The organism is Denitrobacterium detoxificans (assembly GCF_015062615.1).
Taxonomy (GTDB): Bacteria; Actinomycetota; Coriobacteriia; order Coriobacteriales; family Eggerthellaceae; genus Denitrobacterium; species Denitrobacterium detoxificans_A.
Map to the genome: position 1 here is coordinate 409,380 of NZ_SUUH01000001.1, position 23,165 is coordinate 432,544.

At 58.3% G+C, this 23,165-nt stretch carries 19 protein-coding genes and 1 pseudogene; 5 read left to right on the plus strand and 15 right to left on the minus strand.

Annotated elements, in window-relative coordinates:
• Positions 1-3: 3 nt before the first annotated feature.
• On the minus strand, positions 4-1,566 hold the full coding sequence (locus E7002_RS01765) for a class I adenylate-forming enzyme family protein (RefSeq protein WP_303727206.1): 1,563 nt from the start codon (positions 1,564-1,566) through the stop codon (positions 4-6).
• 357 nt (positions 1,567-1,923) lie between these two features.
• On the opposite strand from E7002_RS01765, the gene E7002_RS01770 reads away from it, so the two are divergent.
• From E7002_RS01770 to E7002_RS01785, 4 genes are all read left to right on the plus strand, one after another.
• Positions 1,924-3,918 carry a type IIA DNA topoisomerase subunit B gene (locus E7002_RS01770; RefSeq protein ID WP_303727207.1) on the plus strand — a complete coding sequence of 665 codons (1,995 nt, stop codon included), beginning with the start codon at positions 1,924-1,926 and terminating at the stop codon, positions 3,916-3,918.
• Between the two features lie 9 nt (positions 3,919-3,927).
• The gene (locus tag E7002_RS01775; protein ID WP_303727208.1) at positions 3,928-6,171 is read left to right on the plus strand and encodes a DNA gyrase subunit A; all 2,244 of its coding nucleotides are present in this window, start codon (positions 3,928-3,930) and stop codon (positions 6,169-6,171) included.
• A gap of 137 nt (positions 6,172-6,308) precedes the next feature.
• Entirely contained in the window at positions 6,309-6,833 is a 525-nt protein-coding gene (locus E7002_RS01780; RefSeq protein ID WP_303727209.1) for an S-ribosylhomocysteine lyase, read from the plus strand.
• Between the two features lie 164 nt (positions 6,834-6,997).
• Positions 6,998-7,816 carry a zinc ribbon domain-containing protein gene (locus E7002_RS01785; protein ID WP_303727210.1) on the plus strand — a complete coding sequence of 273 codons (819 nt, stop codon included), beginning with the start codon at positions 6,998-7,000 and terminating at the stop codon, positions 7,814-7,816.
• A 2-nt stretch (positions 7,817-7,818) separates the two neighbouring features.
• On the opposite strand, the gene E7002_RS01790 is transcribed toward E7002_RS01785, so the two are convergent.
• The 8 genes from E7002_RS01790 to E7002_RS01825 form a co-directional block, all read right to left on the minus strand.
• The gene (locus E7002_RS01790; RefSeq protein WP_303727211.1) at positions 7,819-9,237 is read right to left on the minus strand and encodes a radical SAM protein; all 1,419 of its coding nucleotides are present in this window, start codon (positions 9,235-9,237) and stop codon (positions 7,819-7,821) included.
• A gap of 188 nt (positions 9,238-9,425) precedes the next feature.
• Complete coding sequence (locus E7002_RS01795; RefSeq protein ID WP_303727212.1) at positions 9,426-10,055, minus strand: response regulator transcription factor; 630 nt, start codon at positions 10,053-10,055, stop codon at positions 9,426-9,428.
• 42 nt (positions 10,056-10,097) lie between these two features.
• Positions 10,098-11,168 (minus strand): sensor histidine kinase, encoded by a 1,071-nt coding sequence (locus tag E7002_RS01800; RefSeq protein WP_303727213.1) that lies wholly within the window; start codon positions 11,166-11,168, stop codon positions 10,098-10,100.
• A complete protein-coding gene (locus tag E7002_RS01805) occupies positions 11,123-12,349 on the minus strand; it encodes an ABC transporter permease (protein WP_303727214.1) in 1,227 nt (408 codons plus the stop codon). Before E7002_RS01805 ends, E7002_RS01800 begins: the two co-directional genes overlap by 46 nt.
• Positions 12,336-13,523: an ABC transporter permease gene (locus tag E7002_RS01810; protein ID WP_303727215.1), complete on the minus strand. Its 1,188-nt coding sequence runs from the start codon at positions 13,521-13,523 to the stop codon at positions 12,336-12,338. The genes E7002_RS01805 and E7002_RS01810 overlap by 14 nt, the downstream gene beginning before the upstream one ends.
• Before the next feature lie 142 nt (positions 13,524-13,665).
• Positions 13,666-14,601 (minus strand): ABC transporter ATP-binding protein, encoded by a 936-nt coding sequence (locus E7002_RS01815; protein WP_303727216.1) that lies wholly within the window; start codon positions 14,599-14,601, stop codon positions 13,666-13,668.
• Between the two features lie 121 nt (positions 14,602-14,722).
• On the minus strand, positions 14,723-15,154 hold the full coding sequence (locus tag E7002_RS01820; RefSeq protein WP_303727217.1) for a PIN domain-containing protein: 432 nt from the start codon (positions 15,152-15,154) through the stop codon (positions 14,723-14,725).
• Entirely contained in the window at positions 15,147-15,431 is a 285-nt protein-coding gene (locus E7002_RS01825; protein ID WP_303727218.1) for a type II toxin-antitoxin system RelB/DinJ family antitoxin, read from the minus strand. Before E7002_RS01825 ends, E7002_RS01820 begins: the two co-directional genes overlap by 8 nt.
• A gap of 257 nt (positions 15,432-15,688) precedes the next feature.
• Between E7002_RS01825 and E7002_RS01830 the strand changes: the two genes are divergently transcribed.
• A complete protein-coding gene (locus tag E7002_RS01830; protein ID WP_303727219.1) occupies positions 15,689-16,141 on the plus strand; it encodes a DUF523 domain-containing protein in 453 nt (150 codons plus the stop codon).
• A gap of 553 nt (positions 16,142-16,694) precedes the next feature.
• Here the strand turns inward: E7002_RS01830 and E7002_RS09370 are convergent.
• The 6 genes and pseudogenes from E7002_RS09370 to E7002_RS01860 all read right to left on the minus strand — a co-directional run.
• Positions 16,695-17,414, minus strand: a pseudogene (locus E7002_RS09370) (amino acid ABC transporter ATP-binding protein); the annotation flags it as partial.
• Positions 17,411-18,943: an ABC transporter substrate-binding protein/permease gene (locus tag E7002_RS01840; protein ID WP_303727221.1), complete on the minus strand. Its 1,533-nt coding sequence runs from the start codon at positions 18,941-18,943 to the stop codon at positions 17,411-17,413. The pseudogene E7002_RS09370 and the gene E7002_RS01840, both read right to left, overlap by 4 nt.
• A gap of 231 nt (positions 18,944-19,174) precedes the next feature.
• A complete protein-coding gene (gene metA, locus E7002_RS01845; protein WP_303727222.1) occupies positions 19,175-20,119 on the minus strand; it encodes a homoserine O-succinyltransferase in 945 nt (314 codons plus the stop codon).
• Between the two features lie 111 nt (positions 20,120-20,230).
• On the minus strand, positions 20,231-21,511 hold the full coding sequence (locus E7002_RS01850; RefSeq protein ID WP_303727223.1) for an O-acetylhomoserine aminocarboxypropyltransferase/cysteine synthase family protein: 1,281 nt from the start codon (positions 21,509-21,511) through the stop codon (positions 20,231-20,233).
• 208 nt (positions 21,512-21,719) lie between these two features.
• Positions 21,720-22,337 carry an MOSC domain-containing protein gene (locus tag E7002_RS01855; protein WP_369692477.1) on the minus strand — a complete coding sequence of 206 codons (618 nt, stop codon included), beginning with the start codon at positions 22,335-22,337 and terminating at the stop codon, positions 21,720-21,722.
• A gap of 256 nt (positions 22,338-22,593) precedes the next feature.
• Complete coding sequence (locus E7002_RS01860; RefSeq protein WP_303727224.1) at positions 22,594-23,121, minus strand: cysteine hydrolase family protein; 528 nt, start codon at positions 23,119-23,121, stop codon at positions 22,594-22,596.
• Positions 23,122-23,165 lie beyond the last annotated feature (44 nt).

The window sequence follows — 23,165 nt, forward strand, 5'->3', positions numbered from 1 at the left end:
TTCCTACGCCGTAGCGCTCATCGTTCCATTCAAAACCGCAAGGGCCTCGCCCTTCAGCAATGACTTGTCAACCTTGTACGGAGGACGGGGCAAGCGCGGAATCTCATCAAGCACCGTCACATGAACAAGGGATTCCGAAATGCCGCAATCACGCGCGAGCCCGACCGCAAAGAGCTCGGGCTGCAGGTTTTCACCCGACGCCAGTTCAACCCATGCGAAGACATGCTTGGCTCCGGCAGCATCGGCAACCACCTGGACGGACCCAGCCGACACAGCCGAATGAGAAAGAACGCTCCCCTCGATGTCGATGGCGAACAGGACGCCATCGCGCCCTGCAAGGGCATCGCACGCGCGCCCCTTCACGTACAAGCGCCCCGATTCATCCAGGTAACCAGCGTCTTCCGTATCGCGCCACCCATCCACGACCATGAAATCGGCGTCAGCGCCCATGATCCTGCGCGTGACGCCGCGACCGCGCACCATGACCCGCCCGATAGCGCCCGCGCCCAGCGGCTCGCCCGTATTGAAGTCCCACACCTGAATGCACGTACCCAAGTTGGAGAAGGGAACGCCCGCCGAAGCAAGAATACCCACATCGCCCGAACGGTGATCGTCGGGACCCAAACAGGCCAGAAGGCCGCTTTCCGTATTCCCGTAGAATTGAACGAGTTCGCAATCAATCTTCTGCGCAATGGCTTGTTTTTCCGAAGCAGGCATGGCTTGCCCCGCATAAGCAATGCGTTGCAGCGACGAGAAGTCGATATCGCCCTCGACATAGAGATCGGCTAGATCATCCAAAATGAACGGAGGGACGAACGCATCGGTGATGCGATGACGCTCGATGGTCCGCGCGAAATCGACAGCCGTCATGGGAGCCGCATAGGCCACAAACACTTCGCGACGCAGCAGGCACGAAAGCAACGAGTGCATGCATCCGGAAAGGCCCACGGAAAGGAAGCGGCCCCCTTCCCGCTCGCCATATATCTGCAACCACGTGGAGACGAAATAGTATTCCACGTCCTGGGTGAAGGCGAACGCCTTCGGAGTTCCCGTGCTACCCGAGCTCAGCACGACTTCGGCCAAGCCGGAAGGCGTGCATTCGTAATCGCTGCATGGCTGGGCACCCAGGGGGCTCACCAGGGTTCCATCGGGAGTAACCTCGATAACGGGGAGCACAAGCCCTCGATCCTCCATCATGCTGGCAACCCTATCGCGCTGCCCCGTCTCGCACACGACGAATGAAGCGCCCGTTACGCTAACAAGGTCTGCCCAAGCATCCTGGGAGCTGCGCTCGGGCAGAGGCACGGGCACGCCGCCCGCCAAAGCTATCGCGAACTGGGCAATCATGATGCACGCATCGGGATTTCCTACGTAGGCCACACGTGATTGCGGCCGCACGCCCCTTCCCACGAGCTCGTCGCGCAAGGCGTCGCAGCGTTGCGTGAGCACATCGCGCGTGAACTCCCCCGAAGGAAATATGGCCACGACATCGTTATCGGGCCACGCGAGGGCATCCCTCACCATCTGGACGACAGACCTATCTCGTACCGAATCGTAATACGACATATCCATCTCACCCTTTCTTGCACACGGCGAGGCAAGACAAAGCCAAGGACCCCGTAGCATGCAATACCCGTAGGTCGAACAGAGAATTGGGAATCAGAAGCACGTATGATTCCCGGTAACGCTTTTGTGGTTAGTCTAGCCTAACTTGATGAAATGGCATATGAAGTTTTGACGCAGAAAAGCATTACTCAGGCGCGCGAAAATCAGGGCATTCTCCCCCATGGCGTATGGGAGAAGTGTATTTTATTTACCCAACGAAGCAGCTTTGAGTATCATTATTGTTTTGCGGCGCGTGCGTCTGGTCAAACGCAATCGGCGCCGCCAACACAGAATCACACTCGATACGAAAGCGACACTATGGCAAAAAGCACGGCAAGCTATGGCAACGACAGCATTCGCCAGCTCAAAGACGAGCAGCGCGTGCGCATGCGCCCCGCAGTCATCTTCGGATCCGACGGCCTCGACGGTTGCGCGCATGCGGTATTCGAAATCCTGTCCAACTCGGTCGACGAAGCCCGCCAGGGCTATGGCAACCTCATCACGGTTACCAAATTCGCAGATGGCTCCATTCAGGTAGAGGACAACGGCCGTGGTTGCCCGCTCGACTGGAACCCCAGCGAAAAGCGATTCAACTGGGAACTCGTATTCTGCGAACTGTACGCCGGCGGCAAATACGACAACAACGACGGCGGCGACTACGACTACTCCCTGGGCACCAACGGCCTGGGTTCCTGCGCCACGCAATACGCTTCCGAATACATGGACGTAACCGTATGGCGTGAAGGCAACAAATACGACCTGCACTTCGCAAAGGGCAAGGTCATTGGCTCGAAGAAGAAGGCCCTGCACATAGAGCCCACCGACGAGAAGCGCTCGGGCACCACCATCAAATGGCGCCCCGACCTGGAAGTCTTCACCGCCATCGACATTCCGCGCGAATGGTTTGAGGAAACGCTGCGCCGCCAGGCCGTGGTAAACGCCAACGTCACGTTCCGCCTGCGCGTAGAGGGCATCGATGGTTTCGAGGAGCAGGAATACTGCTACCCCAAGGGCATCGAGGACTACATCCTGGAAAAGACCAATCACGACTACCTGACCGAGCCGTTCTTCATCGAAACGAACCGCCGCGGTCGCGACCGAGACGACCTGCCCGACTACAACGTGAAGATCACCGCATGCTTCTGCTTCTCGCGCGGCATGCAGCTGCAGGAGTACTACCACAACTCCTCGTGGCTGGAAAACGGCGGATCGCCCGAAAAGGCAGCGCGCAGCGCATTCACCAGCGCCATCGACGCCGCCATCAAGAAGGCCGGCAAGTACAAGAAAAACGAGAGCACCATCAAGTGGCAGGACGTGCAAGACTGCCTGGTGCTGGTGACCAACTGCTTCTCCACGCAGACCAGCTACGAGAACCAAACCAAGAAGGCCATCAACAACAAGTTCATCCAACAGGCCATGACCGCCTTCATCAAAGAGCAGATGGAAACCTATCTGATCGAGAACAAGACGCAGGCCGACAAGATCATCGAGCAGGTGCTCATCAACAAGCGCTCGCGCGAAAATGCGGAAAAGACGCGCCAAAGCATCAAGACGAACCTGCAGCAGAAGACCGACATGGCCAACCGCGTGCAGAAGTTCATCGACTGCCGCTCGAAGGACCGCACGCGCCGCGAAGTCTACATCGTAGAGGGCGACTCTGCAGCGGGCGCTTGCCGCACTTCGCGCGATGCAGAGTTCCAGGGCGTCATGCCCGTTCGCGGTAAGATCCTGAACTGCCTGAAGGAAGACTACCCGCGCATCTTCAAGTCGGAAATCATCATGGACCTGCTGCGCGTGCTGGGCTGCGGCGTAGAGGTAAACGACAAGCGCCTGAAGAACCTGGGCACTTTCGACCTGGAAAACCTGAACTGGAACAAGGTCATCATCTGCACAGACGCCGACGTCGACGGCTACCACATCCGCACGCTCATCCTAACCATGCTCTACCGCCTGGTGCCCACGCTCATTCGCGAGGGCTACGTCTTCATCGCCGAATCGCCCTTGTACGAGATCAACTGCAAGGAGAAGACGTACTTCGCCTACACCGACATGGAAAAGAACAAGATCCTAGAGGAAATAGGCGACCAGAAGTGCTCGATCAACCGCTCCAAGGGTCTTGGTGAGAACGACCCCGACATGATGTGGCTCACCACCATGAACCCGGACACGCGCCGCCTCATCAAGGTGCTTCCGGAAGACGTGGAGCAGATGGAACACATGTTCAACCTGCTGCTGGGCAACGACGATGCGGGCCGCAAGAAGCACATCGCCGAACACGGCAAAGAGTATCTCGACCAGCTGGATCTGCAGTAAGGAGGCGTCATGGCTGTTAGCAAGAAGAAATCCGCTCCCAAAAAGAAGCACGTAGACAACCCGAACGTCATCGGCCTGCATTCCGAGGTGCTGGAACAGCCCATCACCCAAACGCTCGAGGTCAACTACATGCCGTACGCCATGAGCACCAACGTGTCTCGTGCGTTCCCCGAAATCGACGGCTTCAAGCCCTCGCACCGCAAGCTGCTCTACACCATGTACAAGATGGGCCTGCTGAATGGCGCCCGCCAGAAGAGCGCCAACATCGTTGGCCAGACCATGAAATTGAACCCGCACGGCGACGCCGCCATCTACGAGACGATGGTGCGTCTGGCCTCGGGTAACGAAGCGCTGCTCACGCCGTTCGTGGAATCCAAGGGCAACTTCGGCAAATACTATTCCGGCGACCTGAGCTACGCCGCCTCGCGTTACACCGAGGCGAAGCTCTCCCCCATCTGCGCCGAGGTCTTCAAGGACATCGACAAGGACCCGGTGGACTTCGTGGATAGCTACGACGGCGCCATGCAGGAACCGCGCCTGCTGCCCACCGCGTTCCCGAACGTGCTCGTTTCCGCAAACAAGGGCATTGGCGTTGCCATGGCCAGCGACATCTGCGGCTTCAACCTAAACGAAGTCTGCGATGCCACCATGCACTTCCTGAAGGACCCCGACTACGACCTGTTCCAGAGCATGCCCGCTCCCGACTTCTCCACGGGCGGCGAGCTCATCTACAAGCGCGAGGAAATGGAGCGCGTGTACAACACGGGTCTGGGTGGCTTCCAGCTGCGTTCCCGCTGGCGCTACCTGCCCGACGAGCGCATCATCGAAATCTACGAAATTCCGTACACCACCAAGACCGACGTCATTATCGACCGAATCATCAAGCTTTCCAAGGAAGGCAAGGTGCGCGAGATTTCCGACATCCGCGACGAGACCGACCTTTCTGGCCTGCGCATCGCCATCGACGTGAAGCGCGGCACCGACCCCGAGCAGCTTATGGGCAAGCTGTTCCAGATGACTACGCTGCAGGACACCTTCAGCTGCAACTTTAACGTGCTGGTAGACGGCTATCCCAAGGTCATGGGCGTGCGCGAGATCCTTACCGAATGGGTTGCCTGGCGCGTGCAGTCAACACGTCGCCGCGTGCAGTTCGACCTGAACAAGAAGACCGAGAAGCTGCATCTGCTGCACGGCCTGGAAGCCATCCTGCTCGACATCGACAAGGCCGTGGACATCATCCGCCACACCGAGCTGGAAGTTGACGTTGTGCCCAACCTCATGAAGGGCTTCAACATCGACCAGGTGCAGGCCGAATACGTGGCAAACATTAGGCTGCGCAACATCAACCGCGAGTACATCCTGAACCGCACCAAGGACATCGAAACGCTCGACGAGGAAATCGCCAAGCTGAACGAGATCTTGAGCAGCGATAAGAACGTCAAGAAGGTCATCTACGACGAGCTGGCCGCCATCAACAAGAAGTACGTCACGCCGCGTAAGACGGGCATCGTGGCCGCCGAGGAAATCGTCGAGGTTTCCCTGGAGCCCGAAATCGAGGACTACCCCGTTACCATCATGGTTTCGAAGGAAGGCTACCTGAAGAAGCTCACCGACCGCGTGCTTCGTTCCGGCGCCGACCTGAAGTACAAGGACGGCGACTCCGTGTGGCTGGAATTCCCGTCGGCAAACAAGAACGAGCTCATGGTCCTCACCGACAAGAGCCAGTGCTACAAGCTGAAGGTCAGCACCCTTTCCGACACGAAATCGGCCGACCTGGGCACCTTCCTGCCCACCGAGCTAGAGCTGGAAGACGGAGAGAACATCATCTACGTGCTCGACCCGGGCGACTACAGCAACGACGTGCTCTACCTGTTCCGCAATGGCCGCGCCGCACGTGTGGCGCTTGCGGGCTACAAGACCAAGCAGAACCGCAAGAAGCTGAAGAACGCCATCTACGTGGGCAGTCCGCTCATCGGCGCCATCATCCTTTCCCAGGATCAGGACGTCACGCTGCTTTCCAACGACAACCGCATGATCACGTTCAACACCTCGCTGCTAAAGACGAAGACCACCAACAACACCCAGGGCTTGGTTGCCTTCACCTGCAAGAACGGCCGCGAGATCATCGCCGTGGGCGAACCCGCGGAATTCCTGGGAGCGGAAGCGGACGCCTCGCACTTCGTCGTTGCCAAGCTGCCTTCCCCCGGCATCGTTATTTCCGACGGCGACCGCATGACGCTGTTCGACATGTAAGCAAACGCTATCTCGGCGGTAATTCCTAGCCAAACACTTGGAATTACCGCCGATTTCGTAACTTCTCGTTCCAAACAGCCTGCTTACGGCTTACTATGCAACAGGAACACCGAATCAATTCGAAGGAGGACACAAGCATGGACCTGATCCCGAGCTTTTCCGTGGACCACAATCGCATCGTCCCCGGCATTTTCGAAAGCCGCGTGGATACGCTGGGCAGCGAAACGGTAACCACGTTCGACATTCGCGTGAAGAAGCCGAACGCAGAACCCGTCGTTGCCCCTGCCGCCATGCACACCATGGAGCACGTGATTGCCACCTACCTGCGCAATCACCCCGAATGGAATGACAAGCTGGTCTACTGGGGCCCCATGGGCTGCCTCACCGGCTTCTACATCATCGTGAAGGGCCACCCCTCCTCGCGCGACATGTTCGATATCATCCTCGACTCGTTCAAGTACATGCGCGACTTCGAGGGTGAGGTTCCCGGCGCTCAGCCCGAGAACTGCGGCAACTATCTCATGCACGATTTGCCCATGGCCAAGTGGGAAGCCGCCAAATTCGTGGAGTACCTGGAGGGCGCCGATAAGAGCCTCATCTTCGACTACCCCATGACTGAACGGCTCACGCTCGACAACGGCCTGGAGTTCTTCGACTCGTAGAGAACCGCATCGCATAGCGCACCACACGAACGCCTTCTGCTCGCACGAGCCGGGAGGCGTTTTCTTTTCCATTAAAGGGCGTGCAGGCAAACGCAATCATTCATTGCGTGACTTCGCCCCTATGCGCTCGTATGCTTGAAGCAACACAGGGAAAGGAGAGCATCATGACACCGAGCGAAGCACTAAAAGCCGCACGCCAAGAAGCAGGATATACGCAAGAGCAGCTCGCCGCGAAGGTGTACGTAACCCGCCAGGCCGTGAGCCGCTGGGAAAACGGCGATAGCGAGCCGAGCATTGACATGCGCAAGCTGCTTGCAAGCGTACTGGGCATTCCCGTCGTAGACTTGCTTGGCCTTCCCGACGAACCTGCCTGCCAATGCTGCGGCACGCCCTTTAGCGTACCGAACATGCCCTACGGCACGAACGCCGACGGATCGGAGAACCGCGACTACTGCGCCTGGTGCTACAAAGACGGAGAGTTCACGAGCCCCGGCCTTGACGACCTCATCGAGCGAAACGTTCCCTACCTCATGGAGGCCACAGGGTATACGCAGGAAGAGGCGGTCTCGTTCATGGGTGCCGTCATGCCCACGCTGAAGCGCTGGAAGGACACTACGAACGAAAATGCATCAGCGAACGCGAAACGCAGCGTTTTCTACGCATGCCCCGACTGCGGAAACATCGTCTGGTCGATGGGAGAGGCGGTCGTAGGCTGCTGCGGGAACGCACTCGACCCGCTTCCCGTGTATCAGAACGAAGGCAACCTTGAAGCCGCCATTAGCACCATCGACGGACGCCAGCACGTATCCATTCCCCACCCCATGACCAAGGAAGACCATCTGGCATTCATCGCCGCCGTGGGAGACGACCTGGTTCGCATCAAACGCCTGTATCCCGAGCAGGATGCAACAGCGGATTTCCCGCTGCAAGGCCCCTGCACGATATACGCCTATGGCGCCAAGTGCGGCCTGGTACGACTGTAGACCTATTCGTCGGGTAGATTACGCAGCTCGCGACGATAGCGCGAACGTTCGCTCATCTGCCAGAAGAACTCGCCCGCAAACAGCACGCGATCGATACCGCGGTCATGCACGAGCGAGTGAAGCAAGCGACGCCACGAATAGTACGTCTTGCTGCAGACGATCATCTCGCGCTGCAGCTGGCGCGGCGTGATGTCACGCGGCCGATGAACCACGTTGCCCACGCATTTCTCCCAGTTCGTATGCAGCAAATCGTCCTTGAAGCGATCGTAGACCGGCGTGCCGGGGATGAAGTACATCGACTGAAGCAGCATGCCCTGAATGCCGTTTTCGATGGCGAAATTGGCTACTGCCTTCCCCACGCCCGGGCGATCGCCTGGCGCACCAAAGATGAACAGGCCACGTGCGCGAATGCCGTGCGCGTGGATATTCGCAATGGCCCGTTCGATTTCGCTGGTGGTGCTGCGCTTGTGAAACTCTTGGAAGGAATCATCGTCGATGAACTCGATGCCCAGCGACAATTCCACGAAGCCCGCCTTCGCCAAGCGCTCGAGCATCTCATCATCCAAGCCCACCTCGTAGCGCGCCTGAATGGTGAAGCGATAGTCGATATCGCTCTCGATAATGGCGTCGAGCACCGAAAGGGCCCATTCCCTATCGGCGAAGAAATTGTCGTCGGTAAGCCAAAGCATGGTGGCGATGCGATGGCGTCCCTCGTCGTGAAAGGCGATGCACTGGCGAATGTCCTCCACCACGTTCTGCGGGCTGCGCGTGCGCACCCTGCGCCCATACAAGCGAACGAGCGCGCAGTAGTCGCAGTTGTACGGACAGCCTCGCGAAGCATGCACCTGACCCCACAACGTATTATGACCAGCCATCTTGTGGTAGTTCCAGACCAGGTGGCGATTGGGAATGGTATCGATGTCATGCGGAGGCTTGGGCATGCCAGCATCGTGCAGCACGCCGTCCTCGTCGAAGCGCGCAATGCCATCGAAGGAGGGCACCTGGCCCGCCCGCAGGGCATCCAGGAACGCCAGGATGGTTTCGTCGCCTTCTCCCAGAAGCACGTAATCGGCATGCTTGGCCGCTTCTTCGGGACATGCCGTGGCATGCAGCCCGCCTATGACCACGATGGCCTTGGAATGACGGCGAATCTTATCGGCAATGGCATACCCACGCGGAGCCGCAAAGGTGAAGGCGCCAATGAAGACGACATCCGCGTCGTAGCAATCATCCCAGCGAACCTTCGAAATCGACTCGCTGTACATGAGCGTATCGGGTACCTGATGCTGCACGATGGTAGCCAACGTCATAAGGCCCGTTGACGGGTTGCGTATATAGCGATCGTAGACAAACAGGTTCAAGGGCGACCGACGATACGGCGGCACACCTGGCTCGATAAAGCGGACTTTGCGGATTTCCATACTAACGTACCCTCAAGACCCTAAGTAAACATTTGTCTCAGTATACAGCAGCGCAAGGGTATTGGAGCCGTCGTCAGCAAGAAGACAAGAACCGGGATAGCCCAAGGGCGATCCCTGTTCAACGCCATATCAACAAGAAAGTTCCCGTTACGACAGACCTTCGATACAAAAAGAACCGCTCACGAAATTCATTGCATGCTGCGATAGTACATGACCGCAATCTGCGTGCGGTTCTTCAGCTGCATCTTCTGAAGGATTGAGCTGATATGGTTGCGCACCGTGCCCTCCCCCATAAAGAGCTGGGCGGCTATCTCGTGATTGTCCAGCCCCTGGGCAACAAGTTCCACCACCTGAACTTCGCGTTCGGTGAGCCCCAACTTGAATAGATCATCACCCGAAGGGCGGCCATTCGAAGCGCGCGTGATATGGCCCACCACTTCATCACCCAGCACGTTCTGTCCAGCAGCGACGGCTCGCACGGCGGGTGCAATGTCGGTTACGTTCTGCTTGATGAGGTAGCCCTTCGCACCCAGGTGAAGTGCCCGCACGATGTAGTCGTCGTCAGCAAAGGTGGTAAGGAAAAGAACACGTGCGTCGGGGTGTTCCGCCAGGATGCGTTCGGCAGCGCTCAAGCCGTCGCCCTGAGCCATCTGAATGTCCATGAGCAGTACGTCGGGAGCATGTTCCCCGTATAGCGCAATGGCCTCCTCGCCCGAGGAGCCAACCTGCACGACCTCGATATCCTGCTGCGCCCCAAGAATCGTCTTCAGGGAAGCACATACGAACGGATCGTCGTCAATAACGATGACTCGAATCATCTGGTCGAACATCCTTTCCATCTGCGCGGCATGCCAACCGCGCTACTGCCGGGGAACCGTCGCGAACACGCGGAAGCCCCCGTCTTGCTGCCACCCTGCACGCAAGATGCCACCCAACGCACGCACGCGATCGTCCATAGTCTGCAGCCCCATGCCCGACCCTGCGTCGAGCGCGGCTTCGCCACGCGTGCCGTTATCGCTTATAACCAGCTGAAACAAGCCAGAAAGCTCGCGCACGTGCACGTCTATGCGCGTGGCATCGCTATGCTTGGACGTATTCGTGGACGCCTCGCGCACAATGGAAACGAAGCATCGCGCCACATCGGCCGGAAGCGCCTTGGCATCGTACGTCAGCTGAACCTGCTGAACGCCGCATCCATCAAGCGCGGCTTGCATGAGACTGCGAGGGTCCGTGGCCTCATCACGCAAATCGTGCACGCTCGAGCGAACCGTCTTCATGGCCTCGTGAAGCGTGACGCCAACCGAATCGAATTCGCCCGCCAAAGCGGGATCTTGCGCGTGAACCACCTTGAACGCCTCAACCTGCATGATGGCGCGCGTGAGCAGATGCCCCACGTTGTCGTGGATTTCACGAGCGATGCGACCGCGCTCAGCCAGTGTGGCCACCTGAGCAGAAAGATCACGCGCCTCGAGCAAATCGCGATTGCGCGCTTCGAGCTTCATGGACGCTTCGCGCGCATCATCGCGCAGCGTACGAAAATGCTCGCGCTCCGCGACGAGCGACGTGGTGCGCCACGCCAGCACAGCGGAAACCACGCACATGAGCACCACGACGGCCCACGGCAAGGCCTGCCATGCACGAAGACCAGCCAGCAGCGGAATCGCCCAAGCAAACCGCGCCACCCACAGCGTATCGCGCATACAGTCATAGGCGATGAGAGGCAGAAAGGCGATGAGTTGGGGGCACGCAAGCGCCGCGGCACAGTAGCATGCGGCAAGTGCAAGACGAATGGTACGAGGGAGAACCTCACCGAGCGCGGAAACCGCAAGCGCGATGAGGAACCCCCCGAACGTAAACGCGTCAATGGCGAGCGTGAGGAATGCCGTTAGGCAGCAGAGCGCGATGAGACCTTTGTCGATGAGCTGTTCCATGCGCCCATTCTACCAACCTTCAAGCGGGAAATGGCCATGCCAACCGCAAATACTGCCAAGGCGAACAGGCACACGATACCCAGATTAACAAGCACTTCCGAAGTGAAGCCGCCACCAGCTGCATCGAACGCTGTATGAAGTGCCTCGTTGTAGTAGTACGCGGGCGTGAACTTTGCAATCGTCAGGATAGGCTCGCCCACCAAGTCAAGCGAAACCCACACGCCGCCCAGAAACGAGATGACAAGCCCAAGAATGTTCGTCACGGCATTCATTACCAACTCGCTATTCGTAATCTGCCCAATGAAGAAGCCAAACGCCAAACCAAAGAGCGAATAGCAGAACAGCGAGACAACGGCACTCGCAATGACATCGACCCCAACGCCCGCGAGCTTGCCGCCAAACACCACGAGACCCAAGGCGCTCACGAACGCCCAGCACACGAGCATAATCACGAAGGATGCGGCAGCAATTTGCAGGTTGACCGACATCTGGGGAATTGGAGACGAACTAATGCGACGACGCGTCTCCTCACGCCCAAAGCGAGACATGACCACGGCGGAGCAGATGGCAATCGAAAGCAGAATGGTATAGCTCACGAACTGCATATACAGCAGATACCCATTAGACACAGGCACCGCATCGGCTACCTGCACCACGGCCACGTCAGCCGCATGCTCCATGGCGGCATCGGTGCGAGCCACCACATCGGCCTGGGTGCCATCGGCAAGCGCCAGCGTGTAGGAGCGGGCAACGTTCAGATACTCATCCACCAGATTATCCATCATCGTAACCTCGGCAGACTGCGTGCTCACGACCGTCTGCACCTGGGGTGCGGCACTCGCGTTAGCCGCCTGAGCAGAGAAATCATTCGAGAAGCCCTCCGGAATGATCAGGATGTAATTCGCACGCTCCTGCATTACGGCATCCTGAAGCGCACGTTCCGAATCCTCTACGTAAACGACCTCGGAGTTTTCGTGCACGAACGCTTCCAGCCCCTGGGAGAGCTCGCCGCCATCGCGGTTGACCACGGCAACGGTAGGACGTGCAATGTACTCATCAGAAGCGACGTCGTTTACGCTCATGCCCATGAACAGGCCCATGCAGGACAGCCATACCACGTAAATGAGCAGGTAGATGGGGTGACGGAAAAATGTCTTGAGTGCGGCCTTAAAGACTTGCATAGCGCTGCCTCCTCATAAGCAGTCCAGCGATGAAGGCGAAGACGGCAGTCGCCACCAGCAGAGCGCCCATCGTCTGGAGGAACGGGGTAAGGTCGGTGTATACGTACAGGCTGTAGAACAGGTCGGTAACCTGCTTGGCTGGGTTCACCAGGGCCGCCCAAGGGGCATCGTGCGCAATCTGGTCGGCCAAGCGCATGGCAGGCGTTCCGTATAGGCCGGCAAACAGGGAAAGCAGGCAGGTAAGCCCCGTGAGAATGCCACTTTTCGCATTGAAGGGAACCCCCGGCAGCGCACCAATAAGCGCACCCAGCGAAGTGGACATGAGAGCGGCGACGGCCAGACCGAACACACATTCCCCCTCCCTGCCACCAAATTCGACGCCAAGCACGAAGCGGATGTAGGCAAAGGCAATCATAAGCGCGCAGAAACTCACAACCCAGCTTGCGGAGATGCAGCCTACGAGCATGCGAACCCGGCTCGTGCCGCTAAGCGCACGACGCGCACCCAGTGGGGAGATGTTCGGCTGCACGCGACCCACCGCGTTGAGGCCTACCATGGCAGCCATGAGCGCGGCAAAACCAAGCAGCGCATAGAAGTAGCGAACAGACTCCTTCGTCTTGCTATGCGTGATCGCCAGTTCCTGCGTATACGTGCTTCGATCGGAAAACGAAGCTACAACGTCGGCGTTCGCAAGTGCCATGGGGTCGTTTGCCGCGATGTCCTCGGCAGCGGCACGCGAGCGGCAGAAATCGTCGATGACGTCAGCCAGCACAGTACGTTTGATCTGCTCCATGGACACGCCCACGTCGCCCACACCCGGGGAAAGTTCCAAACTGGGATATCCTTCCGCATCAAGCGTCACAACGCCAATGGCCTCGCCCGATTTCAGCAGATCACGCGCGTCATCAGCCGAATCAACGTACGTAGCGCTCAGCAGCGCGTCATCCCCTTCCGACAGGGCATCCATCGTGGCATCGAATGCGTCGCCAGCCTGGCCCTGCGATTCGTCAACAACGGCCACGGGGATGATCGGCAAATCGTAAGCCGCATCATCGAGCCCCGAGAACATGGCATTGAACATCGTTGCCAGGATGAGCGGGAACAGCAAAACCCAAATTACGACGCTGCGTTCCCGCAATATCGACAGCACCGTGTACTTGAAGGTATTAATCACGTTTCTCAGCCTCTCCTTCAGGACTAAGGTCAGCGAGGGCGATTCGGGCGAGTGCAGTTGCGCCGCCTTCGCGCCAAGCGGGCTTTGGCCCGCGCCGCGCGCGAAACAAGGAGCAAATGCGCCGCCAGAATTGGCCTCGCCCCTAGTCGCGCAGCTCTTTGCCCGTAATTTCCAGGAACACGTCGTTGAGCGTAGGCGGCTCGGAATACACGCGCCCGAACACCACGGCACGCTCCTGCAGCACGCCCAGAATGCTCGCCAGATTATGGGGGCCGTTGTCGCACAGCACGTGAATGGTCGTCCCATCGTGCGAGACGCGACGCACGAACGACAAGCCGCCAAGTGCGTCAAGTGCCCCGCCCGGAAGGTCGGGGGCCTCAATTTCGATCTTCTCACCCGTAGACACCATGCGCACCAAGTCATCCTTCGTGCCCGCAGCCAGGGACTCGCCGCGGTCCATGATCATGATGCGGTTGCAGAGCTGCTCGACTTCCTCCATATAGTGCGAGGTGTACACCACCGTGGCGCCTTCGGCGTTCAGGCGCTGAATGCCCTCCAGGATGGAATTACGGCTCTGCGGGTCCACGGCCACCGTGGGTTCGTCGAAGAAGATGAGCTCGGGCTTATGCGCAATGCCGCAGGCAATGTTCAGGCGGCGCTTCAAACCACCGGAAAGCTTGCGGGGGCGGAACTTCGCGTAATCACGTAGCCCCACGAACTCGATGGCCTCGTCTACCAGACCCTTGCGCTTGGCGGCGTCGGAAACGTACAGCCCGCAGAAGTAATCGATATTCTCGCGCACGGTAAGCTCTTCGAACACGGCAACGTCCTGCGGCACTACGCCAATGCGGCGCTTCAAGTCGTAGCTCGTAGGTTTCATAGGCTCACCGAACAGGTGAATCTCGCCCTTGTCGTACGTGAGCAGTTGCAAGATACAGTTAATGGCCGTCGTCTTGCCCGAACCATTGGGCCCCAGCAAGCCAAAGACCTCGCCCTTCTCGATCTTCAAATTAAAGTGATCGAGCGCAAGCACGTCCCCGTATCGCTTCACGAGGTTGCGAACGTTCACAATCGCCATAGTTAATCCTTCCTCCGTCGATTACTACAGCTATTGTGCCGCTCAGCAAAACCCCACGCCAGTGAGCGAAATCACTACCACCCATGACAAATGTCATGATGTGCGCTGACGCAACGCGCAACTACACCGATACCGGTTCATACCCCCGCACTGCCAGGAATTCCGCTGGGGAGTATTTGGGGATGGGAAGGTCGTTGAAAGAAGCGGCATCACGCGTAACGATGGCGCTCGCCTGCTCGGCAAGCGCGCACGCGGAGACTATGCCATCTTCGTAATCGGGACGTTCCAGCGAAAGGGCATTCTTGCAGACCAATTCGTCAACTTGGACAATCGTGGCTATTTCCAAAACCAACCCAACAGCCGCATAGCCCGCATCGGCGCCCGCCGATTTTGCCGCAAAATAGAAGATGTCCTTGAGTGACGGAGCGGGAACCAGCACCTCATCGCCCTGATCGAAGCAAGCCATGACGGCGCATTTCGATTCCGCAACGTGATTCGGGCGATTCAGCACGATATCGACCCAGATATTCGTATCGATGAGGACCCTACTCATAGCGGGCCATCCCCAACGCATCGAGCTCGTCGTCGGTGCAATTCGTCAACGACCCCTGAGCGATGCCTGCCAGCGATTCGAGAGCCCGTTTCCTCGAAGCGATCTCCTGGGCATTGGAAGAGGCTTCGCGTAAAAACGCAGGTAGCTCGCGCGTAGACGCCAATTCCTGCCACAGCGCGCGAACTGCCATGGACGTACTAATGCCATTCTGGCGAAGGACCTTATCACCGCGCTCTTTAAGCGTCGTGCTCATACGAACGTTCAATGTTGCGTCCATGCCAACCACCCCAAAAAAAGGAATGCATTACCGTAATGCATTATAGCATGCTGCATTACGGTAATGCATCTATCCTGCCCTCTCTTGGGCGAAAACGAGCTCGAGAATAACCTTCGTTCGGTTCCCGTTTATTATGATTGCACGCGCATAATCGAGGACAAAGAATCATTGACGAAAAGACAGCCAACGTAGACGCCAGCGCCAAACGCACGAGCCTACGGCAAGAGCGCACGCACGAAAGGATCACGACCGAGCGCATGATGAGCAACGACCTACCGCCCATACTCGTAAGCGCATGCCTGATGGGCGAGCCATGTCGCTACGACGGCAAGGACTATCCCTGCCCCGCCGCACAGAACCTAGCCGACACGCGCACCCTTATCCCCATCTGCCCCGAAGTCATGGCGGGACTCCCCACGCCACGCACTTGCGCCGAGCTGCAACCCGACGGTCGCGTAATCGATGCGGATGGCGTCGACAGAACCGCCGCATTCGAGGCAGGCGCGCACGAAGCGGTGCGCATCGCACGCGAGCATGACTGCAAGCAGGCCATCCTGAAGAGCAAGAGCCCCTCGTGCGGTAAGGGACTCGTCTACGATGGCACGTTTTCTGGCACGCTCGTACCCGGAATGGGCAAGACAGCTCAAGCGCTCATAGACGCAGGCATAGAGGTCCTTTCGGAAAACGACTGCGCCGATCTTCAAAGTTAGGCCAAAGGCAACGCGATCCTACGAGGCATGGTCCTCCATGCCGCCAGCCAAGCGAACATTGTAGGGCATGGTCTGGCAAGCGTGGAGGAGCATGACTGGCTGGCCGGACTCGGCTAGCATTGCACAACGCGGCTGCGACCGTTCGGAAAGCCCCAAACCAGTTCTAGCCAATTACGTAATGAGGCGCTCCGGACTCGTCCACGTAGTAACGCGAGATCGCGCTCTCCAAAATACGCTTCGAAATATCGTCGGCAACCGCATTAAACTCTTCGTCGCCGACTCCACAAGCGGCAAGCTCGCCCACGTCAACGCGCAAGTCCGCTTGCTCGCCACCCTCCCCTACGGAAAGCTCGTAGGCGATGCGTGGGTCGGTGAGTCCATACTCTTTTGCCAATGGAATAAGGATGCTCGAAGTGGATTCCTCTAGCACGAGCTTACATGCATACATAATGCGTTTCCCCAGGAACTGACGCGCACAGAAGTCCTCGAACGAAGACATCATGGCAGCGTAGTCGTAGTCGATGCTGTGAATTTCCCAATTCCAATTGCGCACGCGGAAAACGAAGTCGCGCGTTCTGCGTCGCTGAGGGTTCTCGAAGATCTGTTTCGGCGTACCCGATTCCCAAAGCTCACCTTGGTCCATGTAGAAGACGCGAGTACTTGCGTCGCGAGCGAAGCGCATCTCATGCGTGACCACGAGCATCGTAAGCCCCCGCTCGGCAAGCCGGGTGATAACGGAGAGAACCTCGGATACCATCTGCGGGTCCAAAGCACTCGTAGGCTCGTCAAACAGGAGGATCTTGGGATTCATGGCCAAGCCGCGTGCGATGGCCACGCGCTGGCGTTGTCCACCGGAAAGCTCATGCGGCCAGCTGAGCGCCTTATCCTTCAACCCAACCATCTTCAGCAGATCGAGCGCCTGGTCGTAAGCCTCCTGCTTGGACATGCCAAGCAGGTCCATGGGCGCCATCATGAGGTTCTCGACGACGAGCTTATGATTGAACAGGGCGTAGTTCTGAAACACCATGCCCATCTTCTGGCGCATCATGGGCAGGTTTGCATCAGGCGCGCACATGTCAATGCCATCGACAATGATCTGACCCGAGGTAGGCGTCTCCAGGCGGTTGAGACATCGAATGAGGGTCGACTTGCCCGTACCTGAAGGCCCGATGATGGAGATGACCTCGCCCTCGTCCACGGTAGCGTTTACGTCCTTCAGGGGCACGACGTCGCCATATTCCTTGCGCAAATGTTGTATCTCTATGAGGCTCATTTCTCATCGACTCCTTGAATCTCGCGAGGACGTTTCGTGACATCGAACCTCGCGGCAATCTTGCGCAGCACGTAAGCCAGAAGCATGCAGAACAGGAAGTAGATAATCGCCGTCGTAATGAGCGGAAAGAACGCATCCATCGTACGGGCACGAATGAGGTCGCTCGCACGCGTAAGATCGGTTACCGAGATATAGCCCACAATCGCAGTGTCCTTAACCAAGTTCACGAACTGCCCCATAAGCTGCGGCGTGAACTGCTGACGCGCTTGCGGGAAGACGATCTTGGAAAACACTTCCCAGCGGGTGTAGCCCAACGCAAGTCCCGTTTCCTCTTGAATGACGTCAATGCCCTTCACGGCCGTCCACATAGTTGCGCCTGCGGTTGCTCCGAACGCCAGGGTAAACGCAATAACCGCCACGAGCTCGCCCGCAACGTCTACGGAGCCGAACACCACATAGTAGAACAGCATGAGCACCACCACGATGGGGATTCGACCCATGAGCGCTTGGTAGCCATCCACGAGCTTGCCAACCCAGCGCACTCCGCTGCGTCGCGCCAGCACGGTGGCGTACCCCAACAGCAAGCCAAGCACGCCGGAGAACACGCTAATGAGAATGGTAACGCCCAGGCCAGAGAGGACGAGCATCCAGCGGTCTTCCTCGATGAAGGTCCGCTGGAAAGAAGTAGCGATTCCGCCGAAGAGCCCCGCGGATTCAGCCGACTCTTCGGACTTCACGATGACCGAAATGGTGGTGGGCATGACGGGTTCGCTGAAGTCGCATACGGCGGCGCGTTCGGGCGTGTTCGTAAGGGTGCCGCCGAAATCGGCCTTGCCCGTGTCCACTGCAGCGAAGATGGAATCCATGGGAATGGTGGTCACTTCCAAATGGTAGCCAAGCTCACGAGCGATGAGCAGGGCCAACTCAACGTCGTAGCCCTTGGGTTGCCCGCCTTGGCCAACGTACGAGAAGGGTTCGATAACGCCCGAAGTCGCAAACTTCAGCGTGCCGTTAGGCGCGTCCCAATCCTGTTCGGGCAGGGTCTTGCCCGACTCGTCTGCCGCGACCCACTTCTCCTCAAGCTCCTTCAGGGTGCCATCTTCGGAAAAGCGCTTGATGATGTCGTTGAACTGGCTGGTAAGAGCCGAACCTCGCGGGAAGAAGAACCCTTCGGACACCGAAACGACCGGATCGGGCAGCAGCGTCACCGTACCCGGGCGCCTGTTCACGGCAAGCTGGCAGCAATACGAAAGTTGAACCGCCGCATCGGCCTTGCCTGCCTCCACGGCAGCAACGCATTCGGCAAGCGACGGATAGAATTCCTCGGTAGTGCCGTCGATGCGGCCCTGAACGGCCTGGTTGTACACGCTGCCATTCACGTAGGCAATGCGCTTGCCCGACAGCTCGTCGAGCGTCTGATACACAGGAGTTGCCTCGTCTGCATACGCAAGCGCTGGAGCAATCGCAAACGCAAGCGCCACCACTGCGAACAGCGAAACCAGAATGACCCTTATCGCCCTACCTGCCATGCCGTCACCCCGCCGTCATGTTTCCCGAGCCCGACCGTAAACGCTTACGGCCTCCGCTTATAGCGGCCACCATGCAAACCCTCGTTGTTATCGTACAGGAAAAGGGATGCAAACGCACAGAGTGGAAGGCAATGGTTACGACCTTGCGCGACCTCAGCGCCTCTTTCTTGCAAGGGCTCCCTCAAGGGGCATGCATCGACGCGGCTCAATAGCGCACGATGCATCCAGGCCCTACAGCGCGCGGTCCTCCTTGCCACCAGCCAAGCGAACATCATAGGGCGTAGTCTGGTACACGTAGTAGTTAAGCCAGTTGGTGTACAGCAGCTGAGCATGGGCGCGCCAGAACGAATACGGCGGCTGAGCCGGGTCGTCATGGGGATAATAATGCTTTGGCACCTGCGGGAATATACCCTTGGCAACATCGCGCTCGTACTCATTGCCCAGGGTGTAGCGATCGTATTCCGGGTGCCCGAACACGAAGATATTGCGATCGTCGGAGCTCTTCGCAAGATACGCGCCCGCCTCTTCCGAAACGGCAAGCAAATCGAGCATCGGATGAGCCTCGATATCGGCCGCGCGCACTTCGGTGTAACGCGAGTGCGGAGCCCAAAACATGTCGTCGAAGCCACGCAGCAAGGGAGTCGTAACCTTGTCCACGATACGACGATGCCTGAACACGCCCGACATCTTCTGTGCAAGCTCATGCTTCTGAATGCCGTAGTGGAAGAACATGCCCGCCTGCGCACCCCAGCAGATATGAAGCGTCGAATGCACATGCGTCGCACCCCATTCCATGATCTGGCAAAGCTCGGGCCAGTAGTCCACGTCTTCGAATTCAAGACGCTCCACCGGCGCACCCGTGATGATCATGCCGTCGAAGTGCTCATGCTCGATCTGCTTGAACGTACGGTAGAACGTATCGAGATGCTGTTCCGAGACGTTCTTCGCAGCATGGCTCGCCATGCGCAGCAGCGTAATCTCCACCTGCAGCGGCGTGTTCGAGAGGCGTCGGAGAATCTGCGTTTCCGTGGCAACCTTGGTGGGCATAAGATTGAGCAGCACCACGCGCAAAGGACGAATGTCCTGATGCATGGCGCGATACTCGGTCATCACGAAGATATTTTCCTGTGCAAGCAGGTCGGTTGCGGGCAGCGCATCGGGAATGCGAATAGGCATGATGCTCACCTTCCAATAGAGCGGAAACAAACAAGCCGCTTACGCGCACGAGGCGCATACGGCAGACCACCCCGTCGACAGGCAAAGCCAACGGGGCGGTCGAAAACGGCATTACAGAAGCGCAAGGGCCTGGTCGATATCGGCAATGATATCCTCGGCTGCCTCGATGCCGCAACTGAGGCGAATGAGATCGGGGGCTACGCCAGCCGCTTCCAGTTCAGCATCGCTCATCTGGCGATGCGTGCTCGACGCGGGATGCAGGCAACATGTACGCGCATCAGCCACATGCGTTGCGATGCTTGCCATCTTCAGGCCACCCATAACCTTTTCGGCAGCCGCACGACCGCCGGCAACGCCAAAGCTCACTACTCCGCAACTACCGTTCGGCAGGTACTTCTGCGCCAAGGCGTAATACGGGTCGCTTGGCAGGCCGCAATAGCGCACCCAGCTAACCTTCGGATGCGATGCAAGGTACTGGGCCACTGCTTCGCCGTTTTTGCAATGCTGGGCCATGCGCACATGCAGGCTCTCCAAGCCAAGATTCAGAATGAAGGCATTTTGAGGCGAGGGGATGGACCCGAAATCACGCATGAGCTGCGCCGTCGCCTTAGTGATAAACGCACCCTCGTTGCCGAAGTCCTGTGCATACACCACGCCATGGTAGCTTTCGTCGGGCGTGCACAAGCCGGGGAACTTGCTCGCATGGGCCATCCAATCGAACGTGCCCCCATCGACGATGGCGCCGCCCACCGCGGCACCATGGCCATCCATGTACTTCGTGGTGGAATGCGTGACGATGTTGGCGCCCCACTCGAGCGGACGGCAATTGACGGGCGTGGGAAACGTGTTATCCACGACAAGCGGAACCCCATGCTCATGAGCGACCTGGGCAAACAACTCGATATCCAGAACGGCAAGCGCTGGATTGGCGATAGTTTCGCCAAAGACCACGCGCGTATTCGGACGAAATGCGGCTTCCAGCTCTTCCTTCGTGCAACTGGGGGAAACGAACGTGCTCTCAATGCCCATCTTGGCCATGGTGACGGCAATAAGGTTATACGTACCACCATAGATAGCCGAGCTCGCAACGATATGGCTACCAGCCTCGCAGATATTGAAGAGCGCAAAGAAATTGGCAGCCTGCCCCGAGCTGGTGAGCATGGCCGCTGCACCACCCTCCAACTGGCGAATCTTATCTGCCACGGCATCATTGGTGGGATTCTGAAGGCGCGTATAGAAGTACCCGGATTCCTGCAGGTCGAACAAGCGGCCCATATGCTCGCTCGTGGCATAACGCCACGTGGTGTTCTGGTAGATGGGAACCTGACGCGGCTGGGCGTCTCCCGGTTGCCAACCACCCTGCACGCATTCCGTTTCTTTCCGATACGTCATATCAAGCCTTTCGAACCTGGGGAAAACGCTTACGCGAATACCTCAATAGCATACGCATGCCGCTCGCTTTCGCGTAATAGAAATAATTGATAAGCGCTCATGCGCACGCGTAAAGGCAGCTATCCCAAGAAATAATGCGCTACGAAAAGCCCGCATGCACGTCAACGCGCGCATGCGGGCATTCTGGAACCGGAACGAAGCGAGTAGGCTACAGCGGCTTGTCGGAAAAGGCGCGATTAACCGTGCCATCGCCCAGCTTCACCACGCGCACTTCATCGCCCACGCGCACGTCACCAGGCTTTACGACCCAGCCGAAAACACCCTCGCGCGGGAAGATGCAATCGCCCGCCAGGTAGTAGATGGCGCAACGCGTATGGCAGATCTTGCCGATCTGGGAAACCTCGACCAGGGCGTCCCCCACCTCGAGCAAGGTACCAAGCGGCATCTGCTTGATGTTAATGCCCTTCGTGGTGATATTCTCGGCAAAATCGCCGTAGCCCACATCGAGCCCATTATCGCGTGCCACCTGGATGGATTCTTCGGCAAGGAACGAAACCTGTCGATGCCAATCGCCCGCGTGCGCGTCGCCCTCCACGCCATAATCGGCGCTCAGGTGGATAACGCCCTGCTCAACGGGGGCCTTGCGCATGCCCTTCTTCGGCGCAATGTTCACGGACATAATGCCACCCGTGTCGCCCTCAACGGGCGCAGGCCCCTGGTCGGACACCATCAACGGATTATCGACGCCAAGGTCGTTCGCCAGCTTCTTTGCGGTTTCGTTTTCGCGAATGCGTTTGCAGGTATTCGTGCAAGTAGATTCAGCCATGGCCAACCATTGCACCTTTCTTGTAGTCGACGCAACGGCAGCCACCCCGCACGCCCGGTGCAATGAACATATCCCGCGTTCCGCTGCACTACGGAATGCCCCAAAGGGCCGCGGCTAATTAGGCTGGAGAAAGTATACCACCCAATCTCCTTGAAAGAGCATAAAATCCTTTTCCGCGAATAAACAATCCCACGCTCAACCCCTGCAACGCCATCCGCAAGGAACCGCCCCCTTCGGGCATACATCAAGCATTCCGCTATCGCGTTACCGCTACCTGGCAGCTTTCCATTACAACCAGTGCGGCCTCATGCTTTTCAGGCGTAACGCCCGCGCAGCACGACGCATCCACCGAAACGGGAACCTCAGGCAAGGCGGCCTTGATCATGAGGGCGTTGGAAACCACGCAGATGTCGGTGCACAGGCCCACGAGCTCGATGCTCTCCAGGGGCTCGGAAGCATGCAGCTTCACCAACTCTTCCGCGAGCCGCACGCTCCCGAAGCACGGCTTTTCGAATACCGCGGCGCCCTTGGCATCCGTAAGGGTACTCAGCTCGTCGGGCAGTTCCCATCCCCACGTTCCGCGCACGCAATGCACGGCAGGCAGATTATGGCCCTCCTGGGTTTGCAGATAGTCCTCGCCATGCGTATCGAGCGTCACGAACAGAGCGCCCTCGAAAGCCTCGACCTTCTTCATAAGACGCGGAAGCATCTCCTGCGCTTCCTTCGTACCCAGCGAGCCGGATACGAAATCATTCTGCACGTCCACAACAACCAGGGCTTTCATAGGCGCTCCTCCGTCGTAAGAATAATTGCGACCACTCTACGCCC

Bases quoted from the DNA above. Each gene is read 5' to 3' on its own strand.
- E7002_RS01790 (WP_303727211.1), bottom strand. From the start codon at position 9,237: ATGGAAATCCGCAAAGTCCGCTTTATCGAGCCAGGTGTGCCGCCGTAT.
- E7002_RS01780 (WP_303727209.1), top strand. From the start codon at position 6,309: ATGGACCTGATCCCGAGCTTTTCCGTGGACCACAATCGCATCGTCCCC.
- E7002_RS01840 (WP_303727221.1), bottom strand. From the start codon at position 18,943: ATGGCAGGTAGGGCGATAAGGGTCATTCTGGTTTCGCTGTTCGCAGTG.
- E7002_RS01820 (WP_303727217.1), bottom strand. From the start codon at position 15,154: ATGAGTAGGGTCCTCATCGATACGAATATCTGGGTCGATATCGTGCTG.
- E7002_RS01850 (WP_303727223.1), bottom strand. From the start codon at position 21,511: ATGACGTATCGGAAAGAAACGGAATGCGTGCAGGGTGGTTGGCAACCG.
- E7002_RS01830 (WP_303727219.1), top strand. From the start codon at position 15,689: ATGATGAGCAACGACCTACCGCCCATACTCGTAAGCGCATGCCTGATG.
- metA (WP_303727222.1), bottom strand. From the start codon at position 20,119: ATGCCTATTCGCATTCCCGATGCGCTGCCCGCAACCGACCTGCTTGCA.
- E7002_RS01775 (WP_303727208.1), top strand. From the start codon at position 3,928: ATGGCTGTTAGCAAGAAGAAATCCGCTCCCAAAAAGAAGCACGTAGAC.
- E7002_RS01765 (WP_303727206.1), bottom strand. From the start codon at position 1,566: ATGTCGTATTACGATTCGGTACGAGATAGGTCTGTCGTCCAGATGGTG.
- E7002_RS01785 (WP_303727210.1), top strand. From the start codon at position 6,998: ATGACACCGAGCGAAGCACTAAAAGCCGCACGCCAAGAAGCAGGATAT.
- E7002_RS01795 (WP_303727212.1), bottom strand. From the start codon at position 10,055: ATGATTCGAGTCATCGTTATTGACGACGATCCGTTCGTATGTGCTTCC.
- E7002_RS01815 (WP_303727216.1), bottom strand. From the start codon at position 14,601: ATGGCGATTGTGAACGTTCGCAACCTCGTGAAGCGATACGGGGACGTG.
- E7002_RS01770 (WP_303727207.1), top strand. From the start codon at position 1,924: ATGGCAAAAAGCACGGCAAGCTATGGCAACGACAGCATTCGCCAGCTC.
- E7002_RS01825 (WP_303727218.1), bottom strand. From the start codon at position 15,431: ATGGACGCAACATTGAACGTTCGTATGAGCACGACGCTTAAAGAGCGC.
- E7002_RS01800 (WP_303727213.1), bottom strand. From the start codon at position 11,168: ATGGAACAGCTCATCGACAAAGGTCTCATCGCGCTCTGCTGCCTAACG.
- E7002_RS01855 (WP_369692477.1), bottom strand. From the start codon at position 22,337: ATGGCTGAATCTACTTGCACGAATACCTGCAAACGCATTCGCGAAAAC.
- E7002_RS01805 (WP_303727214.1), bottom strand. From the start codon at position 12,349: ATGCAAGTCTTTAAGGCCGCACTCAAGACATTTTTCCGTCACCCCATC.
- E7002_RS01860 (WP_303727224.1), bottom strand. From the start codon at position 23,121: ATGAAAGCCCTGGTTGTTGTGGACGTGCAGAATGATTTCGTATCCGGC.